Source organism: Photobacterium sp. NCIMB 13483 (assembly GCF_003025475.1).
Classification (GTDB): Bacteria; Pseudomonadota; Gammaproteobacteria; order Enterobacterales; family Vibrionaceae; genus Photobacterium; species Photobacterium piscicola.
Window position 1 is genome coordinate 89,209 of the sequence record NZ_PYLV01000010.1, and the last position, 20,577, is coordinate 109,785.

Sequence of the window (20,577 nt, forward strand, 5' to 3'; positions counted from 1 at the left end):
TTTAAAAACCAAATCCAACCCCAGCAGCAATACCTGCGTCATGTTGGCTATCATCAGAAGCGGCTAAAGTGACAATACCGTGCTGACCGACATCGAATTTTCCTCCAATAGCCATTGCCGATTGGTTATCATAATTAGCGACACCCATACCAAGAGTATAGTGATAACCTTGTCGCATTGGGATTGATGTCATCGCCATTGCACTTGCAATACCCGCATTGGCTTGATTATGTACTTTTTCAATACTGTGGGAAAGTAAGTCGACTTTTTGATCCGTATATTCATTCGCGGCAGATAACGTAGCCGCTGATTTATTATTAGTATAAGTATTGGCTTGTTGTACGGCGTTGATACTTTGCTGATGGCTGTATTTATTTGCAGTGGTGAGTGTTGTTGCAGATTTATCATTAGTATAACTATTGGCTTGTTTTACCGCATTAACACTTTGTTGCTGGCTATAATTATTCGCAGTGGTGAGTGTTGTTGCAGCTTTATTATCAGTATAAGTATTAGCTTGTTGTACTGCGTTGACACTTTGTTGATGACTATATGTTTTTGCTTCGGTTAGTGTTGAGGCTACTTTTGTATTAGTATAATTTTCTGTTGCTTTTATGCCTTTATTTAATTGACTGACATTCACCGCATCAGTACTCGCGATACCTGAATTTACATGCTCTAAACGACGTTGGATTTGATTATTACCAAAGGAGACTTGACCATCAATTGATTGTGATTGGTTACCTATTGCAATTGAACCTCGAGTACCTGTGGCATGGGCATAATTACCAATAGCAATATTGGAGGTTGATGAACGAGCGTTTGTACCTAATGCGGTAGAATAGCTACCATTAGCTTGGGCGCCAGAGCCAAAAGCAACGGCTGCATTACCAATCGCATGTGCTGTTGATCCAAAGGCTTCAGCTTGAATGCCTTTAACAATAGCCCCTGAGCCAAAAGAAGATGAACTATTACCGTGAGTATTTGCGTTTGAGCCAAAAGATGCAGATTGATCCCCTACAGCCGTTGCGGCAACACCTATTGCAACCGCAGCATCACCTTGAGCGATAGCTTGATAACCTTCAGAAACACTTGAATTACCTTGAGCACTGGCATTAGGACCAACTGAAATAGACGTTGTACTGTTTTTTACATTGGCGTCATTACCAATAATGACATTATTTGATTGAGCCGTTGGCGTTTCAGCCATACTTGATGCAGATAAAGTAGCAAGTATTAAATAGGCTAAGTGATGTTTTTTCATAATAGAGCCCCTTGTTTCTATATAGAGATAGTAGAGCAAGAGGATGTATGAAAGTTAGTAGCAGAATTTAAATAACAGAAACCAAAACTGAACAAATCATAATCAATGGCAGAATGTGATTTTTTATGCTTTTAAAAACGGTATAAAACGTATTTAAATGGATGCTTATGCATTTGTTGTGGGTTGATTTGTAATTTTTTCAGTATTAATAAATATTACTTGTTTCTAATTGTGGCTATTTAGTGATCAAGGTGACTAATTATTGTTGTTTATCTTGTTGTTTATCTTGTTGTTTATCTTGTTGTTTATCTTGTTGTGATGCTGATGCTTTTTTTTCGCTGCGTTTTTATGTGATAAACACTCACTATAATCATTAAAACCTTTTTGTTGGCATTCAATAACTTTATTTTTCATTTGATTTAATTCAGTATTATTACGGACTGAATAAATATTGCCGTTAGTACAAGTAATTGAAATTATACCATTGGGTTCAAAATGATAGCCTTCAATGTCACTTCCACAGGGGTTAAATCCTATATCTGCTTTTACGCTGACTTTAGTTGGAATAACTCGCACACTTTCAGTTACACATCCTACTAATAATAAACAAAACAAGGTTGTAATAATAAATTGTCTCATGTAATGAAAAGCTTTTTAAAGGTAATGAAGATGGCAATTATAAATGAAAAAAGTATGAATATCATGTTATGAAGAGCTAATTGATCACAGTAAAGCATACTAATATATTTGTTAGTATGCTTTAGTCTGCTGAAGAATAATTATTCTTCGTCACTATTAATGATAGTAACGGGACCATAATAATGATGGTGATGATGCGTTGTATAATGGTGATGGTGAGTATCTTTATGTGCGGTACCAACACCACCATGGATATGATGTCCATGTGATGGTTCATGTTCACGATATTGTTGGTGATCTTTATCATGTTTGTGTTTTTCATTATCAGTATAATGATGTTTCATTGTTTCATTGTTTCATTGTTTCATTGTTTCATGCGTTGATTCTTTTGTTTTTTGAGTTGCCATAAATACCTCTATTTTATGATATATCTGGACTCAGTAAGCGTAGTTCATTTTTAAATAGAAAGGGTTGTTTGGCTTTTTTTTATGCACTTTTGCTATATAAATAAAATAATCTTAATTTCATTTTTAATGTAATTCATTGATTAATAATATTTTTCAAGTTTATTCGTGGTTATATGTAAAAGAGATAGTTATTCTTTATTATTTAAAAAAGAGCATTAATTAATATTGTTGCTATATGGAATTAATGTTTTACATTCAAATTGTTCGCAGAGTCACACGGTAAGTGCTATAACGTTGGCTGTTTAACGATGCGGAATACAACATGAATCTCGATGAATTTAAAATATTATCAGTAGTGCTGATTTTTATAACTACTGTACTTGCGGGATTGTATCCGTTTTTACGTAAATTTAAAACGACCCGACCATTAGAATCTCCGGCAGCAGAAGCCTTAGCATCAGGTGTTTTTCTAGGTGCAGGTCTTATTCATATGCTGGGTGATGCCTCTAAATCATTTTTAGATCATGGTATTGAATATCCAATTGCCTTTGTATTAGCTGGCAGCGTGTTCTTATTATTATTATGGTTTGAACACTTAGGTCGCCGTTTAGATGAACATGGCGACAGTAACAGTCCTGCATTCGCTATTTTAGCGATGGTCATTCTATCTATTCATTCGTTACTTGCGGGTACGGTGCTTGGATTAAGTGGTTCAATTACAATGATGGTTATGATCCTCATTGCTATTCTAGCGCATAAATGGGCAGCAAGTTTTTCACTGGCTGTGCAATTAAGTAAAAGCCGCTTGTCGTTGCGCCAATCTTTAACTATGTTTGCACTATTTACGATAATGTTGCCGCTTGGTGTGGGGTTAGGATCGGGTATTTTAGACTATACCGAAAACTATCCATTATTAGAGCCTATCTTTTATTCATTAGCTGCTGGTACATTTTTGTACCTTGGTACATTGCATGGTTTAAAACAGTCAACCATGGTTGATAAATGCTGTGATTTAAAGAATTTCACTTTTGTCGTTATCGGTTTTGTTTTAATGGCCGTGGTTGCTATTTGGGCTTGATTGTTTTATTACGCTAAATTCCACCTTATTGTCCGCGTTAGTTACTTCTAGCTAACGCGGAACTGCTTTATCTGGGTAATACCCTAACGTCATTACATCATCTTGTCTTTGAGTTAGAAACTGATGTGCTAATTATTTAAAAGTTGATCCCCCTCACGTGCAATGGGACAAATGTCCTCATCTTAGATAAAGATACCTTTTACAATTGCTTCAAATTATTAATAAGAACAAAAGGATTAACGGATGGACTTTCTTTCTTGGTTTGATATCAATAACACCCTTGTTAATTTTCCAATCGGTGACGGTTATGCAATGTCATGGATTGAAGCAATTGGTACTGTATTTGGTCTGCTGTGTATTTGGTTTGCCAGTAAAGAAAAAACCATAAATTTCTTTTTTGGTCTTATTAATGTCACCTTGTTTTGTATTATTTTCTTTCAAATTCAATTGTATGGGTTGTTGCTATTACAAGTATTCTTCTTTGTTGCCAATATTTATGGTTGGTTCGCATGGACAAGACCAACTAGCGAGGGAGATAACTTAGAGGTTCGGTGGTTAAGTAAGCAAAAATTAGTCATGACCGTGACATTAAGTGCAATTGCGATTGGGTTACTAACGGTTTATATCAACCCCGTGTTTTTTGCTTTAGCTAATTTCGCTGTAGATATATTGAATGTTTTCGGTGCTAATTTAGCGGCTCCAACATTACAACCCGGCGCGTTCCCATTTTGGGATGCTACCATGACGGTACTGTCTATTGTGGCGCAGATTCTAATGACACGTAAGTATGTTGAAAACTGGATTGTGTGGGTAGTTATTAATATCATCAGCGTCGGTTTATATGCAGTACAAGGCGTGTATGCAATGTCTATTCAGTATGCAATTCTACTCTTTGTTGCGGCAAATGGTGCCCGTTGCTGGATTGCAATTGCGAACAGAAATAAACCACAAGCTAAGAAGGTTATCGCATGAATCAACAACCTCATTTATTAATTAGTCACGGTCAAATTGCCACGAGTATTTTAGTCTGCGGTGAGCCTGATAGAGTAAATCGAATTGCGGAACGTTTTTTAACAAATAGTGTGTTAATTGCTGAAAACCGTGAGTACCGTATTATTAATGGCGACTATCAGGGTAAACCCGTTACATTGTGTAGTACGGGGATGGGCGCACCATCAATGATTATTGCTATAGAAGAACTCAAACGTTGTGGCGCTGAATATATTATCCGTGTTGGCTCAGCAGGGGCACTGCAATCAAATATTGGTTTAGGTGAACTCATTGTTGCCGAAGGTGCAGTGCGAGATGAAGGTGGCTCTAAAGCATATATTCCAAGTGAATTTCCGGCTATTGCTGATCATCAATTGGTTCACTTATTAAAAACAGATTTATCGCAACAGAATATTAACTATCATAGTGGCATTGTACGTTCTCACGATAGTTTTTATACCGATGAAGAAGATAATATTTGTGAGTATTGGCATAAAAAAGGCGTATTAGGGGCTGATATGGAGACTTCTGCCTTATTAACGGTGGGGCGTTTACGTCAACTAAAAACAGCCGCAATTTTGAATAACGTGGTGCTTTATCAGCAGAATGTAAGTGAAGGGATTAGTGCTTATGTTAATGAAGCTGAAGATATGATTAAAGGGGAACAGTTAGCTGCCCATACTGCGCTGAATGCCCTTATTAAGGTTGTTTAAGTCTATTTAATCACCAAATTAATAGCCCGGTTTTTATAAATTGGGCTATTTTAATGCGCACTATACATTTTCCTATTCAGTACCATAAAAACCCGCTATCTTGATTTAAAATGAAACAATAGTGATATGCGCAATGCAATTGACTCCTTCCTCCTCAACCCGTTTTAGTGATTACCTAACTCAACATTATGCGAGCTTTCGCCAAGCACTATATAAGTGTCAAATCGGCAGTAAACGCTACCAAATCGGCGATGCTATCATGCAGCAAGGCCAGGATATTACTCAGTTAATGATTGTGCCTGTTGGACGAGTGTCGATGCATATTTGTGCTGTTAATGGTCGTCGTTTTCAATTAGGAGAGATGGACTGTAACTATAATGTCTTTGGTGAAATGGAGTTCTTTACTAAAACACTATGCCAATGGTCTGTTGTTGTTGAAGAAGCGATAGAAATTGACATTCTTGATATGAAAAAAGTAGAGAAATTACTGTTAGAACGCCCTGAATTTAGTTTGTTTTTTGCGTCTGCATTGGCACTTGATTACCAAGACTCGCTTGATATTTACACCTACCGTTTATTACATCCCATTACTTACAATATTGCATTTGATTTACTTCAGCACGCCCGTAATTCGATGACCCTTGGTCGATTTAATAAAGCAGATAAAGAGGCTGAACGGTTTGGTACATCAAGCCGTGTTTATCGACGCGCATTAAAGACATTGATTCAGCAAGGATTAGTTGAGAAACAAGGTTCTGAGCTTATTATTGTGGATTTGGCTGGGTTACAGAAGTTTGTAGATCACTTTGAAGATTATGAATTATCGTAAGTTGTTTCTGAGTTTTTAAAATAACAATGGTGACTGATTAAGCCGCCATTGTTTGATGTTATTACTTGATATTTATGATTACGCATAATGTTATGCGTTGATAACTTATCACGGTTCAGCTAGATTAATTTCTGTTCAGCCAATAGATCAATAAAGAACGCGTATTCAAGTGCATCTTCATGGAGTGCCTTAAAGCGACCTGATGCGCCACCATGACCTGCTTCCATATCTACTTTAAACAACAGACGGTTATCGTTCGTTTTAACATCACGCAGCTTAGCAACCCATTTCATTGGCTCGAAATACTGCACCTGCGAATCATGTAACCCCGTTGTCACCAATAGGTGAGGGTAGTCATGAGCGGTAATGTTATCGTAGGGTGAATAGCTCAACATGTAGTCGTAGTACTCTTTGTGGTTAGGATTTCCCCACTCGTCATACTCGTTGGTTGTCAATGGAATTGATTCATCAAGCATGGTGGTAACAATATCAACAAACGGCACGTGAGCTGCAACACCACAGTATAGCTCAGGAGCTTGGTTGATAATCGCACCCATTAACAAACCACCCGCAGAGCCACCTACGGCAAAGATCTTATCTTTTGCGCCATAACCTTGTTCTACTAATGATTGTGTAACATCAATAAAGTCATTAAAGGTGTTTTGCTTGGTAAGTTTCTTACCATCTTCATACCAAGGACGGCCCAACATTTCAGAACCACGAATATGCGCAATCGCGTACACAAAACCGCGGTCGAGTAAGCTTAAACGGGTTGATGAAAAGCTTGGGTCAATGATAGCGCCGTATGATCCATAACCATATTGATACAACGGGTTAGTGCCATCTTTTTTAAAGCAATCTTTACGATAAACCAGTGATACCGGAACGGATTTACTATCACGAGCGGGTATCATAATACGTTCAGAACGGTAATTATTCGCGTCAAAATCACCGAGGATTTGTGCTTGCTTTAACACCACATTGCTACCATCACTAAGATTGAAATCATAGTGAGTGCCTGGCGTGGTCATGCTTGAGTAATACAGACGTAATTTGTCTGAATCAATCTCTTTATTACCGTAAAGATAAAGTGTGAATGCTTCATCGTTGAAATGTAATTGTTGCTGCTGTTGAGTGTGAAGATCACGCACAGTAATGCGAGTTAAGCCATTCTCACGCTGCTGATATACTAGATAATCATTAAAGATCTCGTAATCTTCTAACATTGCGCCTTCTTGCGCAGGGATCACGTCTTGCCAATGATCTTTATTGCCGATATCAGTCGTGGCTACTTTCATTAAGCGAAAGTTAACCGCTTTATAGTTAGTGTGAATATAGAACCAGTCATCAAGCTTAGAAATACTGTATTCCAAGCCAACTTCACGATCTAAGAACGAGATTGCTTGCGCATTAGCATCGTTAGCATCAATAAAAGAGACGGCGCTGGTTTCTGTGCTTGAATGCCAGATATAAATTAATGAGTTATCTTTACTTTTACCAATTGAGGTATAAAAAGTTTGATCGTATTCTTCAAAAATTAACTGATCATCAGCTTGTGGTGTACCTAAGCGGTGACGATAAACCTGATAACCTAATAAGGTTTGTGGGTCTTTGTGAATATAGTAAAACGCTTGGTTATCATTTTGCCAAGCAACAGAGCCGCTAGTACCTGTAATTTCATCAGCAAGGTACTGACCTGTGGTGAGATCTTTAATTTTAATGGTGTAAATACGACGGCTTACCGTGTCTTCACCATAAGCTAATAAGTTTTCGTTAAGGCTAATGCTGACACTGGAAACATCATAGTAATCATGCTCAGATGCGAGTTGGTTTAGATCGAGTAAGACTTGCTTATCTGTGCCCGAAAAATCAGTAGCGCGCACTGAAATAGGGTATTCATTATCGCCAGAGACTTCACTTGAATAGTAATAACTGCCTTGCTTTACAGGGACGGTATTATCATCTTTAACAATACGTCCTTTTAGCTCATCAAATAATGTTTGCTGTAATGCAGTGGTGTGTGCCATTACTGCATCTGTGTAACTATTTTCAGCATTTAGATGCGCGATGATCTCAGGATCTGTGCGGCTGTCATCTCGCATCCAATAGTAATCATCAATACGCGTATCATTATGGATGCTCATCTCATGGGGGATTTTCTTAGCAACAGGGGCGCTCACAGCCTGAGTGTTGCTATTATCATGAGATGTCGCTGATGTTGTGTCGTTCAAAGTGTTGTCCTTTTGTGGCTACTGGGTGAGATAAACCACTGAGTAAAACCAATAGATACAGCAATATTATTTGCTTTGATGGTAATAACCTTGGGGCTATTGGTGGCTTTTTCAATCCTTCGTTTTACAAAATAGAATGACGAATGGCTACATGAATTGAAGATGCTTATTGAGAGGAGAAAGCAGAACAGTAATTGATGTTTTCATTATTGAGTTATCTAGCTGAAGTTATTGGTTTTTATGTGATTTATAAAAGAGGGCTATATTTCTATTCTTAACATATAAGAATGAATAAAAACGGCCAATCAAGCGTGATAAAGATCACAAAAAATACAGGGTAACTATTTATGATGAAATAAGATTATGATCGAATAAATTGTTATTAAATGAAAAAAAGACGTGTTATTGCAGTAAGTGTACTGATTTTTGCTGGGCTGATTGGTGTAAGAGATCTGTATATGACGTTAGAACCTCAACATGAGGTTAACGTTAATGGTAAAACACTACATTTAGGTCAGGTATATTCTCAACATTTATTGTCGACGGTTGTTATTACGAGTAATGAAGAAACACTGCTAACGGTAACCGCACCGATTACAACGATCGTTAAACAACTCACAACCGAACTCAATAATGATGTAAATGAGGCAAATAAAACGCTTTCTGCTGGTGAAAAAATGCAGTTATCAACAGCGTATTTTAATACCAATATTACTCTTCATTTATCAACCGTAGTGACTTATAACACTCAGCATTATGCGTCAGTTTCAATGCCATTAGAGACGGTAGCCGTTAATTATACCGTTAATGATGCAGTGCAATTTAATGATATTATTGAGTTAGTGCAACGTTATCAAAAGAGTACTCAGAAGATATTTAATAATAATTATGATTTTATAAACTAGAGAGTTACAAGCAATCATAATAGGAATCAAATACCGTTATTAAATTGATTACCAGTAAAATTGTGATGATCGTTTGATTCTGAAATTTTATGATTGTTTGTTTTTAAAGACCATAGATACTTTCATTTACTTTTGATTTTAATTTAAAGAAAATACATGAAAGTAACTAGACGTTCATTTATCCATTATGCAGCTTCAATGTCTGTGTCTGCCGCAGCATTAACCAGTATGGGAGTGGTGGGGCAACCGATAGCGCCTAAAAAGAATAATGTGTTGTTTATTGCCATTGACGATCTTAATGATTGGATTGGTGCTTTAGGTGCGCATCCACAAGCAAAAACGCCTAATATTGATCGTTTGTTTCATCGTTCAACTGCGTTTACTAATGCTCATTGCCAAGTGCCAGTGTGCGGACCTTCGCGTACAGCTTTATTAACGGGAATGAGCCCAACGACAACAGGGCTATACACCAATAAAGAGCTAGGTATCAAACCGTTTTCGCCTGTTGCTGAGTCTGTTTTAGGTAGTTCTCCCGTCTTACCACAGCACTTTAAAAGTAACGGCTATTACACCATGGCATCAGGGAAAATATCTCATCATGGTACTGCGGATTTTCGTCATGCAGAGCAGTGGCATGAAGAAGTGCCACTCTATGTTATCGGCCCTCGTGATGCGCATATTTTTGCCAATGGTTACGGCTATGGTTCATACGGTAAAGATGATCATAAATATTATCCATTCCCTGTTGGTGGGGGACAAATTATTCAATCTGAACACTACGGTCCAGGTACACCGGGTATGTCTTTGTGCAGTGGTGCGTTAGAACGACGGGATATTCCTAATGGTGGTGTTATGCCTGATGAATATTTTGCTGATTGGACGGTTGAACGGCTTAAGAAAACCTATGATAAGCCGTTTTTTATGGCGTGTGGCTTTATTCGTCCACATGTACCTTACACTGCCCCAAAAGAGTATTTTGATTTATTCCCACTTGATGATGTGATTGTGCCTGACACAATAAGCAAAGAAATGGCTGATGTTCCATTATACGGTAAAGCGTTAGCATTGGGGATCATTCCAAATGGTGATGCGGCAGCGGTTGAAAAAAACAAGATGCGTAAAGAGTTAGTTCAAGCCTATCTCGCCTGTATTGCCTTTGTTGATGCACAAGTGGGTAAGTTGCTTAATACCCTAGAAGCTAGCCCACATGCAAATAACACCACCGTCATCTTTTGGGGCGATCACGGCCAGAACTTTGGTGAGCACATGAATTATCGCAAGCAAACCTTATGGGGAGAATCAACGCGAGTGCCGCTATTAATCAGCGAAGCAGGGCAGAAGCAAGGTAAAATATGTCGCCAAGCGGTAAGTTTGCTTGATATTTATCCAACTTTGGTTGAGATGTGTGGTTTACCGAACGTTGCCACTAATGAAGGTATTTCACTGGTGCCATTACTTAGAAACCCAAACTTTGATCGTAAAATTCCTGTCGTCACCACTTATGGTTATCAATGCCATGCGATTCGTGATCAGCGTTACACTTATATTCGTTATCGTGATGGGGGTGAAGAACTTTATGATCGTAGCGTTGATGCTGACGAACATCATAATTTAGCCGCCGATAAACAATACCAAGCGATTAAAACCAAGATGGCGCAGTGGTTACCCAAAAATGAAGTATTACCGTTTGGAATGAAAGACTTTGATAATGAGGGCGGTGATTTTATTACCAAGATCCTAGCTAAATTTGAAAACAACGGTATTCCAGCATACTTACAGTAATTCCAAATTATGAAAAGCCACTGTGTTGTTGACGCGGTGGCCTTTTATTTGGGGACAGCCATAACTTTGCATATTAACTATGAGCTACTACAGTTAAGCTTCAAGTTGCTTATGGTGAAACGAATGACAATCTCAAGACGAAAATTGATAGAACCTCAAATCACGCCCTTTTATCATGTGATTAATCGCTGCGTGCGTCGTGCTTATTTGTGTGGAGATGACCCATACAATGGCAAAAACTATCACCATCGTCGTGGTTGGATAGTAAATAAAATCAAACAATTAGCCTCTGTGTTTTGTATTGATGTTTGTGCTTATGCGGTGATGAGTAACCATTATCATTTAGTGCTTAAAATAGACACCGAACAGCAGCAAAAGCTAACGCCAGAAGCGGTGATATCACGCTGGTTACAGTTATTTAATGGTCATCCTATTGCGGTCGATTTTTTAAAAGAGGGTAAAATTGGCTCGGATAAACAACAAGCATTATCAAATTTAGTGGCTGAATGGCAACAACGATTAGGCAGTATTAGTTGGTTTATGCGCTGTCTTAATGAAGAAATAGCACGAAAAGCCAATAAAGAAGATCAATGTAAAGGCGCGTTTTGGGAAGGGCGATTTAAGTCTCAGGCACTACTGGACGAGCAAGCGTTATTATCTTGCATGATGTACGTTGATCTAAATCCAATTAGGGCTGGCATTACACCTTCATTAGAGCAGTCTGATTTTACCTCTATTCAACAACGTATTCGTGAATACCATCATGCTAAAGCTTCCAGTTCAAAGAAAACGCCATCAAGTACTAATCATTTTACATTATTACCTTTTGTTGGTGCTGAACATCAGGCAAAAAAAGCGGGGATAAACTTTGCTTTTGCTGATTACCTTGAACTGATTGACTGGACTGGTCGGTGTATTCGAAATGATAAAAAAGGCTTTATTGCACCTAATCAACCCAAGATTTTACAGCAAATGGGAATAACAGCAGATGCTTGGCTTGAACACAGTGAACAATTTATGGAGCATTATGCCAATGTAAGCGGGAAATGGTCCCGAATGTGTGCATTCAAACAACATGTTGGTGGGCATTGGTGCAAAGGGAAGTCAGCGAGTCACCAGTTACATCCTAATTAGATATAGTTTCTTATTATCAGATGAAAATACCGCAATAACTGTCAGGATTGTGGGCTTTTTTGATCCTGAAATATGGTAACAGAACCGATTTAGTGATGAATTATAAACAATAAGCTGTAATTTTTAGAATTGAGAATTTATTGCTGGTGGAATGGTTTGTTTTTGGGGGACTCTATTTAAGAGCTAATATATTTGGCTGTCCAGCATAAAGCACATAAACAAAAGACAGCCCCTAAGATAGCAGGCTGTCTAATATTATTTTATTTTGTTGTTGAGACTAAGCCATACCGCTAACGCTTATAAACCCTGAACATATTGGGCATTGGTTGATATAGGCACTAAATTATCCAGTTCAGCTTTAGCGTCATCATTACCAGCAAGTAGTGCTTCAAAGTGTTTGATTAGTTCTACTTTGTCTTGTTCTTGCTTAGAACCTGCACCGATGTTGGTTAAATCAATAAAGAACTCGTCAAACAAATGCGAGAAATCATTCACTGCATCAAAGTTTAGGAACTGCTCATGATTGTAAATACTTGGGTAGCCACCTTTTTGTTTATCAACCGCAAATGAAATACCTTTTACATTAGTAATGGTGGTCGCTTTTTCGCATTTCAGCATACAGCCAGCTTCAATGGCCGGTTTCTTACAGCCAACGGTTTGTTGGAAGAAACATTGACGGCTGGTCATCATCAGGATTGGATGATAAATGCTGTAATAGAGCTTAAAGTTTTCTGGACGGGTAATATTTCTGATTTGACCACGGTTGATCTCGTTAGAAATAAAGGCACCAGCACAGTTTAATTCTTCTTTTAACGTAAGAAGAGCGTGTGAGTTGGTGGTATTTAAGAACGGTCCTGCCACCCACTCGATACCCATTTCATAAGCTTTATAAGCAATACCCGTATTGTTAGTTACGATACGCTTAGGTTTCACTTGCTCAAGGATTTTGACTGATTCTAAATAATCTTTACCAATTAATACTGCTGGGAACCAAGGAATCAAACGAGGGTTTTCTTGTAATAACGTAATGTGCTTAAGACAGTTCTTTTTCAAGCTTTCAGGGAGTTTGAAGTAGATATCAGCATCTGTTACATCAGTAAGGTGTAAATCTTTTTCATTGGCAATCAGTAACGATAGTTTAGGTGTTGATGATACTTTATCGTGTTTAGGTAAAGCGGGTACATCAACATGCTTAATTACCTCACGAGAGCCATTTAATAAGAATGCTGCTTGGTTTTTTAGATCCGTAATTTCTTTAAACGGCACCGTTAAGTTAGCATCAAAGTTGTCAAAGTTCATTGGCGCTAGATTAAACGTTGCATTATTAAAACTACGGAAGCGTTTATCTAGCGTTTCTGGTGTAATGGCAATTTCATCTGCTGTACGTAATAACGAATCAGTTTTTACTTCAAATGAGGTGTTACCCGCCATGATATTAAGTATTAGCGGGGTGTTTTCTTTGGCAGTAAAAGCCAATGTTAGAGCAACTTTATCAATGCTTAGATCTTTAATCTTATCGGCTAGTTCAGCACCTAATGCATTTTTTTCATTATAAAGATCTTGCTTTACATCATGGATTTGAACAACAGAAATGGCATTGTTTTTTTCAACCGCGTAATTAACACTGTTATCACGCGGATTATCAGTAAACATTTTCTTGTTGAGATCGCCCTGTAAAAATGAGTTAGTGAAGCTACGGTTAAAGACTTTATGTAAATTGCTGTCGTCAGCTAATAACTTACCTGATTCAATAAAGTTATTGATCTGTTTGCGCCATGTATCAACCACAGTGTAAACATAGTGGGCGCCTTTAATACGGCCTTCGACTTTTAATGAATCAACCCCTGCATCGACCAGTTCAGGTAAATCAAAGTAGGCTGAATTATCTTTTAAGTTAAGCGGGAAGCGATGACCTTCAGCGGTCACTTCGTATTCGTCACGGCAAGCTTGGCTACAACGACCACGGTTACCTGAGTTACCGACACTGACTGAACTTGAGTAACATTGACCAGAGAAAGCGATACATAATGCGCCATGGACAAAGACTTCGGTTAATACATCATGATCATGGGCGACGGTTGTTAATGCTTTAATCTCTCCAAGATTGAGCTCACGCGATAAGTTAACGCGTGTAGCGCCGATTTTGTGTAAGAATAAAATTTGACCTTCATTGTGGGTTGTTAACTGAGTAGATGCATGGATATGTAATGATGGGAAATGCTTTTTAACAATGTTGAAGATACCCAAATCTTGTACGATGATGCCATCAATGCCACTGTTAACCAGTTTATTTAGCAACCGTACTAAGCTAACAACCTCGTGTTCTAATATCACGACATTGAGCGTTAAGAAGACTTCACAGTTGTGCTCATGTGCCAGTCGTAATACGCCATTTAGCTCGTCATATGAAAGATTAGAGGCGCGGTTACGGGCATTGAACATATCTAAACCACAGTAGACGGCATTTGCACCAGCAACAATCGCCGCTTTAATTGCTTCTACGTCACCACCTGGTGCCAATAATTCTATTTTTCTACTCATGCGAAATAACCCACTCAATGCTTTTCTTGTAATTTTTGAGAGGGCATTCTATCTGTATCTGTGGGGCAATACCATAAAATAGGCTTTTGTTGATATAAATCAATCAAAGAAATGTAAATGTATGCATGTAAAGTTAGATGAGAGGGTCGTTATAACGTTACATTACAATTGTGGATGATTACAGCAACATCAAGGTTACTTATAGCTGATGAATTACAACATATGGGTGTCCAATTATCTTAATCATCTTTTGGCTGTCTAAGCTTATTTTTTATGTTTTTGATGTATCAAAATAATAAGTATTGCGATGAAATCTACGATTATTGCCATCAATAGTTGTTGGGTGTTTATTTTATCATTGTTAGGTGATTAACTTTTTTATAAATAGTATTTTGGCATTATTCATAGGAAGAAACATGCAGAATCCCGGAGAAGAGTTAGTTGGTGAGTATTTAAAACATATTCTTGGTTGTGATTTTGTTGAATACAATCTTTATACCCCTAATATTCAAGGTGAGATTGATGTTGTGGGCATCAATATTAAGGCTAAAGAAGTTTACATTTGTGAGGTAGCAACTCATTTAATCACTGGTTTGCAATATGTTAAAAATAACCAACCAGATAATATTGAGCGATTCTATAAGAAATTTGTTAAAAATATTAGATATGTAGAAGAATGTTTTCCAAACCACAAAGCAAGATTTATGCTTTGGTCACCTATTGTAAAAGATCAATCATCGAATGCTAAACATAATCAACGTAGAGATATTAAAACCATTCAAGATCAAATATTAACTGAGTTTGGGGTTGAGATTGAATCGATAGTTAATCAAAAGTATTTGAAATGTTTATTTGAATTAAGATCTTATGCTCGTAATGAAACAAAAGAATTAAAATCGCCAATAATGCGATTATTTCAAATTGAAGAGTATTTATTAAAACATATAGAGCGATTAGAGCGTTAAAAATTATATAATAAAAATGATGTTTTAAATAAATTGTTGAAATAACCTCAGGCTATTTCAACAATTAATATTAGTGGTGAATTATTTCACATGTTAATCAATAACGACTAAACAGTTAGGTAATTCATTTTTTTCTTCCGTGTACGGTAGGGCGTTAGTTAATAATTTACCAGATTGCTGTAAACACTGAATAAAGCCTTCAAACGTTTTTCCTGCTTTAACATCTTTGGTGAAATCTCGCACTAGGCTTTGCCATGCCTCATCGCTGATACATTCACTAATGCCGTAATCTGTGAGAATTTCAACATAATGCTCGGCTTCGCAAACAAAGATCATCACCCCTAAATGCTGTTTAGTACGATGAACACCATTGGCTAAAAATTGTTCACGAGCAACTAGACTTGCACGACGATGTTTAACTACTTTTGGTAATAAAAGGTACTTAATGGCTGGAATACGGAAGATCAATGTTAGAACAACAAAAGCAGCTAATTGCACTAATAGAATATCTGTTAGCTCTAACCATAATGGAGTAATGATTAACAGTGCAGGAACAAATAGCGCAATAATGGCCGCCCATAAGGTTGGGACAAAGTAATAGTCATCAGCCTTTGTTGCCATTACGGTAATTAACTCGGCATCGGTGGTTTTTTCCATATCACTGATGGTTTGGCTAATTGTTTGTAGTTGTTCATTTGTAAATAATTTCATTACCATCCTCCTGATGCACCGCCGCCGCCAAAGCCACCGCCGCCACCACTAAAACCACCACCGCTGCCGCCACTACCTCCTCCGAAACCACCGCCAAAGCCACTAGAGCCGCCACGGTGTGATCCAAAACCACCACTGGTGAAGACATCACCATCGCGGCCATAATAGGTTGAACGGTTGCGACGACGACGGCTAAAGGCAACAATTTGAATGATCACTACAAATAAAATAAACAAATAGAAATCGTAGGGTGGTTTATCTTCTGTCACAACAGGTTTGTATTCACCATGGATAGCAGCAATGATAGCTGTTACGCCATTATCGATTCCCGTTGCAAACTTACCGGCTTTAAAAGCGGGTTTAATGTGATTATTTATAATATTAATCGCAATCGCATCAGGTAATGCACCCTCTAAACCATAACCGACTTCGATACGCATTTTTTTGTCATTTTTAGCGATAATTAATAATACGCCATTGTCATGTTGTTTCTGTCCAATTCCCCAAGTACGACCGAGTTGATAGCCATAATCGGCAATGGGAATGCCATTAGTTGACGGTACGGTTACTACCACCACTTGGTTGGACGATGATTTTTCTTCTGCGGCAAGCGTTTGCTCAAGTTGCTGAGTTTGAGCTTCATTTAGCATATGAGCGTCGTCGACCACTCTCCCTGTTAATTCAGGGAAAGTGATTGCAGCCAATGCATTTGGGCTGATGAACAACAAAAGCCCACAGATAAGTAGGACTTTTTTCATTTAGAATTCAACCTTAGGCGCAACATCAGCGTTAGGTGTTGTTGCTGTAAAGTTAGGTTTGATTTTTAGATCGCTATACATTGCCCAGTGCCATAAACGGCCAGGGAAAGTACGAATTTCAGTATTAAAAGCTTTTACTGCATTGATGTAATCGCGACGCGCAACAGCGATACGATTTTCTGTGCCTTCTAGCTGTGCTTGAAGTGCGATAAATTGTTGGTTAGCTTTTAGATCTGGATAGCGTTCTGATACAACCATCAATCGAGATAACGCACTGCTTAATTGACCTTGAGCGGCTTCAAATTTTTTAAAGGCTTCTGGGTTATTTAATGTTTCAGGCGTGACTTGCATCGATGAAACTTTTGATCTTGCTTCTGTCACTGCCGTTAACGTGTCTTTTTCGTGAGCAGCATAACCTTTAACCGTTGCGACTAAATTGGGGATTAAATCTGCACGACGTTGATAATTATTCTGTACTTGGGCCCAATCAGCATTGGCTTGTTCATCGAGAGTAGGGATGGTATTGATACCACAACCTGTTAATTGAGTAAGCAGTAATGCGATAAATAGATATTTGATTGATTTGAGATACTTCACCATAAGATTCCTTTTTTTATGCTTTCAAGTGATTATTATTACTCAAGTAAAGCATACATTGCACCATTGTTGGTAAATGATCACTGATAATTGTGACTAACTGATGGCAAATAGTCTTTTTTTTGTACAATGTTCGTTGGAGTAAGGAAATGGTGGGAATGTTCACATACCTTGTAAGAATGCGAGGTTTATCAACAATAACCCATGCTAATTATTAACTTCGCATGGGTATTGTGATGGAGGATAACTTAATGGTTAATCGTGAATAAGACGTACAATTAACGCCCCTGCGTCACGCAAAGCATCAGTATTGTGACTTAATACAATGCCATCACGAGGAGCGGTATAACGTTTAATTTCATTACCAAGCAGGTCATATTGTGTTGCGATAATATCGCCCTTACTTACAGGTGCTAGCATCTCAACATTTGCGAGTGTTAGCCCACCGATATCAGCGCGAATAGATGTCACGTTATCCGCTTCTATCGCACAAGGCGTCAAGGTCGCTGTTGTTAAATGGTGTTGGTTTTTAATAATTTGCATAACCCCCATAACAGCACGATTAATTAACGTTGGTTGAGTAATCTTGCCACTACCTACTTCAATGGTGATCGCGCTAACGCCATGCTGATTCCAAACGGTTTCTAATACTCCCTGATCGCCAGGATCATTTAAGATCGCATCTGGTGTCATTAATCGTGCCATCGCCAGCGCTGATTCAATCCGGAAATCAGCAAACACATACAATGGGTAACAGGTTCCCGTAGTTTGAGTATGAAGATCTATCGCAATGTCGGCATTGGGTAATAATAAATATTGCCACAATTGAGCAAGGTAACGTTCAGCGGCATTACCTTGATTGTTACCGGGGAAATAGCGATTAAGATTCACAGTAGATAAATCTTGATCCGCGCCATGAAAATCACGATGGTGGTGAACAATACCCGATAGATTAATCGCTGGAACAATAATCACGCTGCCACAAATGTCAGTATGTTGTAGCTGACGGGCCAGTTGTTGCGCGGTTAAAATGCCATTGAGTTCATCACCATGAATGCCTGCGGTGATCATTACTTTCTTGCCCGCTTGCTTGCCTTTAAATACCCATACGGGTAAATGTTGATCTTGATTTAAGGCGTTAGTCGCAACGTTGAACCAAAACTGATGCTGACCAATGGCGAGATCGTCCACATTTAATGCTGAAATCACCGCAATATTATTAATAATGTCACCCGTGAGTTGGGTCGTGCTTGTCGTTGTCATGTGATTAATTAAATCCAGCTAAGTGAGCACAAACAACCGTCACACTTGAAGTAACGAACAATAGCAACATAAAGCGCCAGCTAAAACGGATCCAATCACCCCAATCAATACGACATACCCCTAATGTTCCCATTAATGACGCTGATGTTGGTACCACGATATTGGTAAAACCATCACCTAATTGGAATGCCAGCACTGTTACTTGACGAGAAACGCCCGCAATGTCGCCTAAAGGTGCCAACAATGGCATGGTGAGTGCGGCTTGGCCTGATCCTGATGTCACAAAGAAATTAAACACAGATTGAAAGAGGTACATGATCCAGACTGCCGCTACATCAGGAATGCCACTGATTGCACCGCCAGCACTGTTTAAAATACTATTAAGTACACTGGGTTCTTCAGCAGAACCATCACCTAGAATTAATAATACACCTTTGGCACAACCAACAAGTAGAGCCGGAGCAAGCATGACGCCAGCACCTTCTTTAAATGAGGTCGCAATATCATTTAGCGTCATATTATTAAGTTTAAAAATAATACCGATAATACCGGCAATAAAGCCCATAGTGAAAAATTGCGATGCGATTTCAGGAATATACCATGCGTGTGCAACGACACCCCATACAACCCAACCTGTTGTGATTGCAACGGTAATGATCACTAAGGTATAACCGATACTCCACTGTGATTGTTTAACCTCTGCCGTTTTATCACGTAAAAATTGATCAGTTTTAAAACTATAAGATAATTCGGGATTGCGTTTGATTTTCGCCGCATAACGCATGGTAAAGATAACACCCATTAAAGTGAAACCCACCCATAATGGAATGCGAACCGTCATACCTGAAAGTACAGGGATGCCTGCAATACCTTGAGCAATAGCAACTGAGAAAGGGTTCATCCATGATGATGCAAAACCGACTTGAGTGGCGACATAAGTGACCATGACCGTGGTGATGCCATCGTAACCAAGTCGTAACATGAGTGGTGCGATAATAATTGCAAAGGCAATCGCTTCTTCACCCATACCAAAGACAGCACCGCCCAATGAAAACAAGACAAAGAGAACGGGAATGAATAAAAAGTCATTGCCTTTTGTTTTATGAATGAGGGCTAAAATACCAGCATCGATGGCGCCAGTACGCATAACAACACCAAAAGCGCCACCAATAACCAGCATGAACATAATCACGCCAACAGCTGATCCCCATTTATCACCAGAAACTAAGCCTTCGAACATAAAGTTCATTAAGCCAATACCGCCGCCGGCACTAAAAAATCCAACCGTGTTATAGATTTTTTCACCATTAGCATCAATGGCATATTTAAAAGATGCTGGATCAATGACAGCACGTGTTTTTTCTACACCATCAGCAATAAAACTCACTGCATGTTGAGTAAAACTGCCTGCCGGAATGAGATAAGTGAGAATAGTTGCTAATACGCCAACGATAAAAATGATGATTAATGTGTCAGGTATTTGCCATGATTTTTCAGTATCAGCTGTTTTAGGATGATCTATTGAATTGTGCAAAATATAATTCGCTATAAATTGATAAAGTATGCACAAAATATCAATTATTATGCGTTATTTATCAATTTGATCTTTTTTTTATAACGATAAAAAATATTGCGTTATATATATGTTGATGGAATATTTATTAGTAATAAGAATAATACAAGGTTTTAATAAAGAATTTTTTATAAGAACATGATTATTAGTTGGTTTTTTATTATAGATATCCTATTTTCTCCATTATATTTAACTATAAA

At 38.2% G+C, this 20,577-nt stretch carries 18 protein-coding genes; 8 read left to right on the plus strand and 10 right to left on the minus strand.

Going from position 1 to position 20,577, the window contains the following annotated elements; all coding sequences use genetic code 11:
• Nucleotide 1: 1 nt before the first annotated feature.
• The 3 genes from C9I86_RS10185 to C9I86_RS10195 all read right to left on the minus strand — a co-directional run bounded on the left by C9I86_RS10185 (nt 2) and on the right by C9I86_RS10195 (nt 2,244).
• Nucleotides 2-1,261, minus strand: a complete 1,260-nt coding sequence (locus tag C9I86_RS10185; RefSeq protein ID WP_107276281.1) for a YadA-like family protein — start codon at nt 1,259-1,261, stop codon at nt 2-4.
• A gap of 255 nt (nt 1,262-1,516) precedes the next feature.
• Complete coding sequence (locus tag C9I86_RS10190) at nt 1,517-1,900, minus strand: hypothetical protein (RefSeq protein WP_199190774.1); 384 nt, start codon at nt 1,898-1,900, stop codon at nt 1,517-1,519.
• A gap of 140 nt (nt 1,901-2,040) precedes the next feature.
• Nucleotides 2,041-2,244 carry a hypothetical protein gene (locus C9I86_RS10195; RefSeq protein ID WP_241956879.1) on the minus strand — a complete coding sequence of 68 codons (204 nt, stop codon included), beginning with the start codon at nt 2,242-2,244 and terminating at the stop codon, nt 2,041-2,043.
• Between the two features lie 385 nt (nt 2,245-2,629).
• Here C9I86_RS10195 and C9I86_RS10200 point away from each other — a divergent pair, with 385 nt between their 5' ends.
• The 4 genes from C9I86_RS10200 to C9I86_RS10215 all read left to right on the plus strand — a co-directional run bounded on the left by C9I86_RS10200 (nt 2,630) and on the right by C9I86_RS10215 (nt 5,917).
• Nucleotides 2,630-3,385 (plus strand): ZIP family metal transporter, encoded by a 756-nt coding sequence (locus C9I86_RS10200; protein WP_080155750.1) that lies wholly within the window; start codon nt 2,630-2,632, stop codon nt 3,383-3,385.
• A gap of 243 nt (nt 3,386-3,628) precedes the next feature.
• Nucleotides 3,629-4,357, plus strand: coding sequence for a nicotinamide riboside transporter PnuC (gene pnuC / locus C9I86_RS10205; RefSeq protein WP_107276282.1), 729 nt, complete (start codon nt 3,629-3,631; stop codon nt 4,355-4,357).
• Nucleotides 4,354-5,088, plus strand: coding sequence for a nucleoside phosphorylase (locus C9I86_RS10210; RefSeq protein ID WP_107276283.1), 735 nt, complete (start codon nt 4,354-4,356; stop codon nt 5,086-5,088). Before pnuC ends, C9I86_RS10210 begins: the two co-directional genes overlap by 4 nt.
• 133 nt (nt 5,089-5,221) lie before the next feature.
• Nucleotides 5,222-5,917 (plus strand): Crp/Fnr family transcriptional regulator, encoded by a 696-nt coding sequence (locus tag C9I86_RS10215; protein WP_107276284.1) that lies wholly within the window; start codon nt 5,222-5,224, stop codon nt 5,915-5,917.
• A 119-nt stretch (nt 5,918-6,036) separates the two neighbouring features.
• Here C9I86_RS10215 and C9I86_RS10220 read toward each other — a convergent pair whose 3' ends face one another.
• Nucleotides 6,037-8,148 carry a S9 family peptidase gene (locus C9I86_RS10220; RefSeq protein ID WP_241956881.1) on the minus strand — a complete coding sequence of 704 codons (2,112 nt, stop codon included), beginning with the start codon at nt 8,146-8,148 and terminating at the stop codon, nt 6,037-6,039.
• 386 nt (nt 8,149-8,534) lie between these two features.
• Here C9I86_RS10220 and C9I86_RS10225 point away from each other — a divergent pair, with 386 nt between their 5' ends.
• The 3 genes from C9I86_RS10225 (at nt 8,535) to C9I86_RS10235 (ending at nt 11,969) form a co-directional block, all read left to right on the plus strand.
• Nucleotides 8,535-9,053 (plus strand): hypothetical protein, encoded by a 519-nt coding sequence (locus C9I86_RS10225; RefSeq protein WP_107276285.1) that lies wholly within the window; start codon nt 8,535-8,537, stop codon nt 9,051-9,053.
• A 156-nt stretch (nt 9,054-9,209) separates the two neighbouring features.
• Entirely contained in the window at nt 9,210-10,835 is a 1,626-nt protein-coding gene (locus tag C9I86_RS10230) for a sulfatase (RefSeq protein WP_107276286.1), read from the plus strand.
• A 123-nt stretch (nt 10,836-10,958) separates the two neighbouring features.
• Nucleotides 10,959-11,969 carry a transposase gene (locus C9I86_RS10235; RefSeq protein ID WP_107276287.1) on the plus strand — a complete coding sequence of 337 codons (1,011 nt, stop codon included), beginning with the start codon at nt 10,959-10,961 and terminating at the stop codon, nt 11,967-11,969.
• Between the two features lie 297 nt (nt 11,970-12,266).
• Here the strand turns inward: C9I86_RS10235 and C9I86_RS10240 are convergent, their stop codons facing one another.
• Nucleotides 12,267-14,510: a peptidase U32 family protein gene (locus C9I86_RS10240; protein ID WP_107276288.1), complete on the minus strand. Its 2,244-nt coding sequence runs from the start codon at nt 14,508-14,510 to the stop codon at nt 12,267-12,269.
• A gap of 416 nt (nt 14,511-14,926) precedes the next feature.
• Here C9I86_RS10240 and C9I86_RS10245 point away from each other — a divergent pair, with 416 nt between their 5' ends.
• Nucleotides 14,927-15,475, plus strand: a complete 549-nt coding sequence (locus C9I86_RS10245; RefSeq protein ID WP_045039814.1) for a hypothetical protein — start codon at nt 14,927-14,929, stop codon at nt 15,473-15,475.
• 93 nt (nt 15,476-15,568) lie between these two features.
• Here the strand turns inward: C9I86_RS10245 and C9I86_RS10250 are convergent, their stop codons facing one another.
• The 5 genes from C9I86_RS10250 to yfcC all read right to left on the minus strand — a co-directional run bounded on the left by C9I86_RS10250 (nt 15,569) and on the right by yfcC (nt 20,284).
• The gene (locus tag C9I86_RS10250; protein WP_107276289.1) at nt 15,569-16,186 is read right to left on the minus strand and encodes a TPM domain-containing protein; all 618 of its coding nucleotides are present in this window, start codon (nt 16,184-16,186) and stop codon (nt 15,569-15,571) included.
• Complete coding sequence (locus C9I86_RS10255; RefSeq protein WP_107276290.1) at nt 16,186-16,944, minus strand: YgcG family protein; 759 nt, start codon at nt 16,942-16,944, stop codon at nt 16,186-16,188. Before C9I86_RS10255 ends, C9I86_RS10250 begins: the two co-directional genes overlap by 1 nt.
• On the minus strand, nt 16,945-17,544 hold the full coding sequence (locus tag C9I86_RS10260) for a LemA family protein (RefSeq protein ID WP_080155760.1): 600 nt from the start codon (nt 17,542-17,544) through the stop codon (nt 16,945-16,947).
• Nucleotides 17,545-17,796: 252 nt separating this feature from the next.
• On the minus strand, nt 17,797-18,804 hold the full coding sequence (locus C9I86_RS10265; protein ID WP_107276291.1) for a succinylglutamate desuccinylase/aspartoacylase family protein: 1,008 nt from the start codon (nt 18,802-18,804) through the stop codon (nt 17,797-17,799).
• A 4-nt stretch (nt 18,805-18,808) separates the two neighbouring features.
• The gene (gene yfcC, locus C9I86_RS10270) at nt 18,809-20,284 is read right to left on the minus strand and encodes a putative basic amino acid antiporter YfcC (protein WP_206748825.1); all 1,476 of its coding nucleotides are present in this window, start codon (nt 20,282-20,284) and stop codon (nt 18,809-18,811) included.
• Nucleotides 20,285-20,577 lie beyond the last annotated feature (293 nt).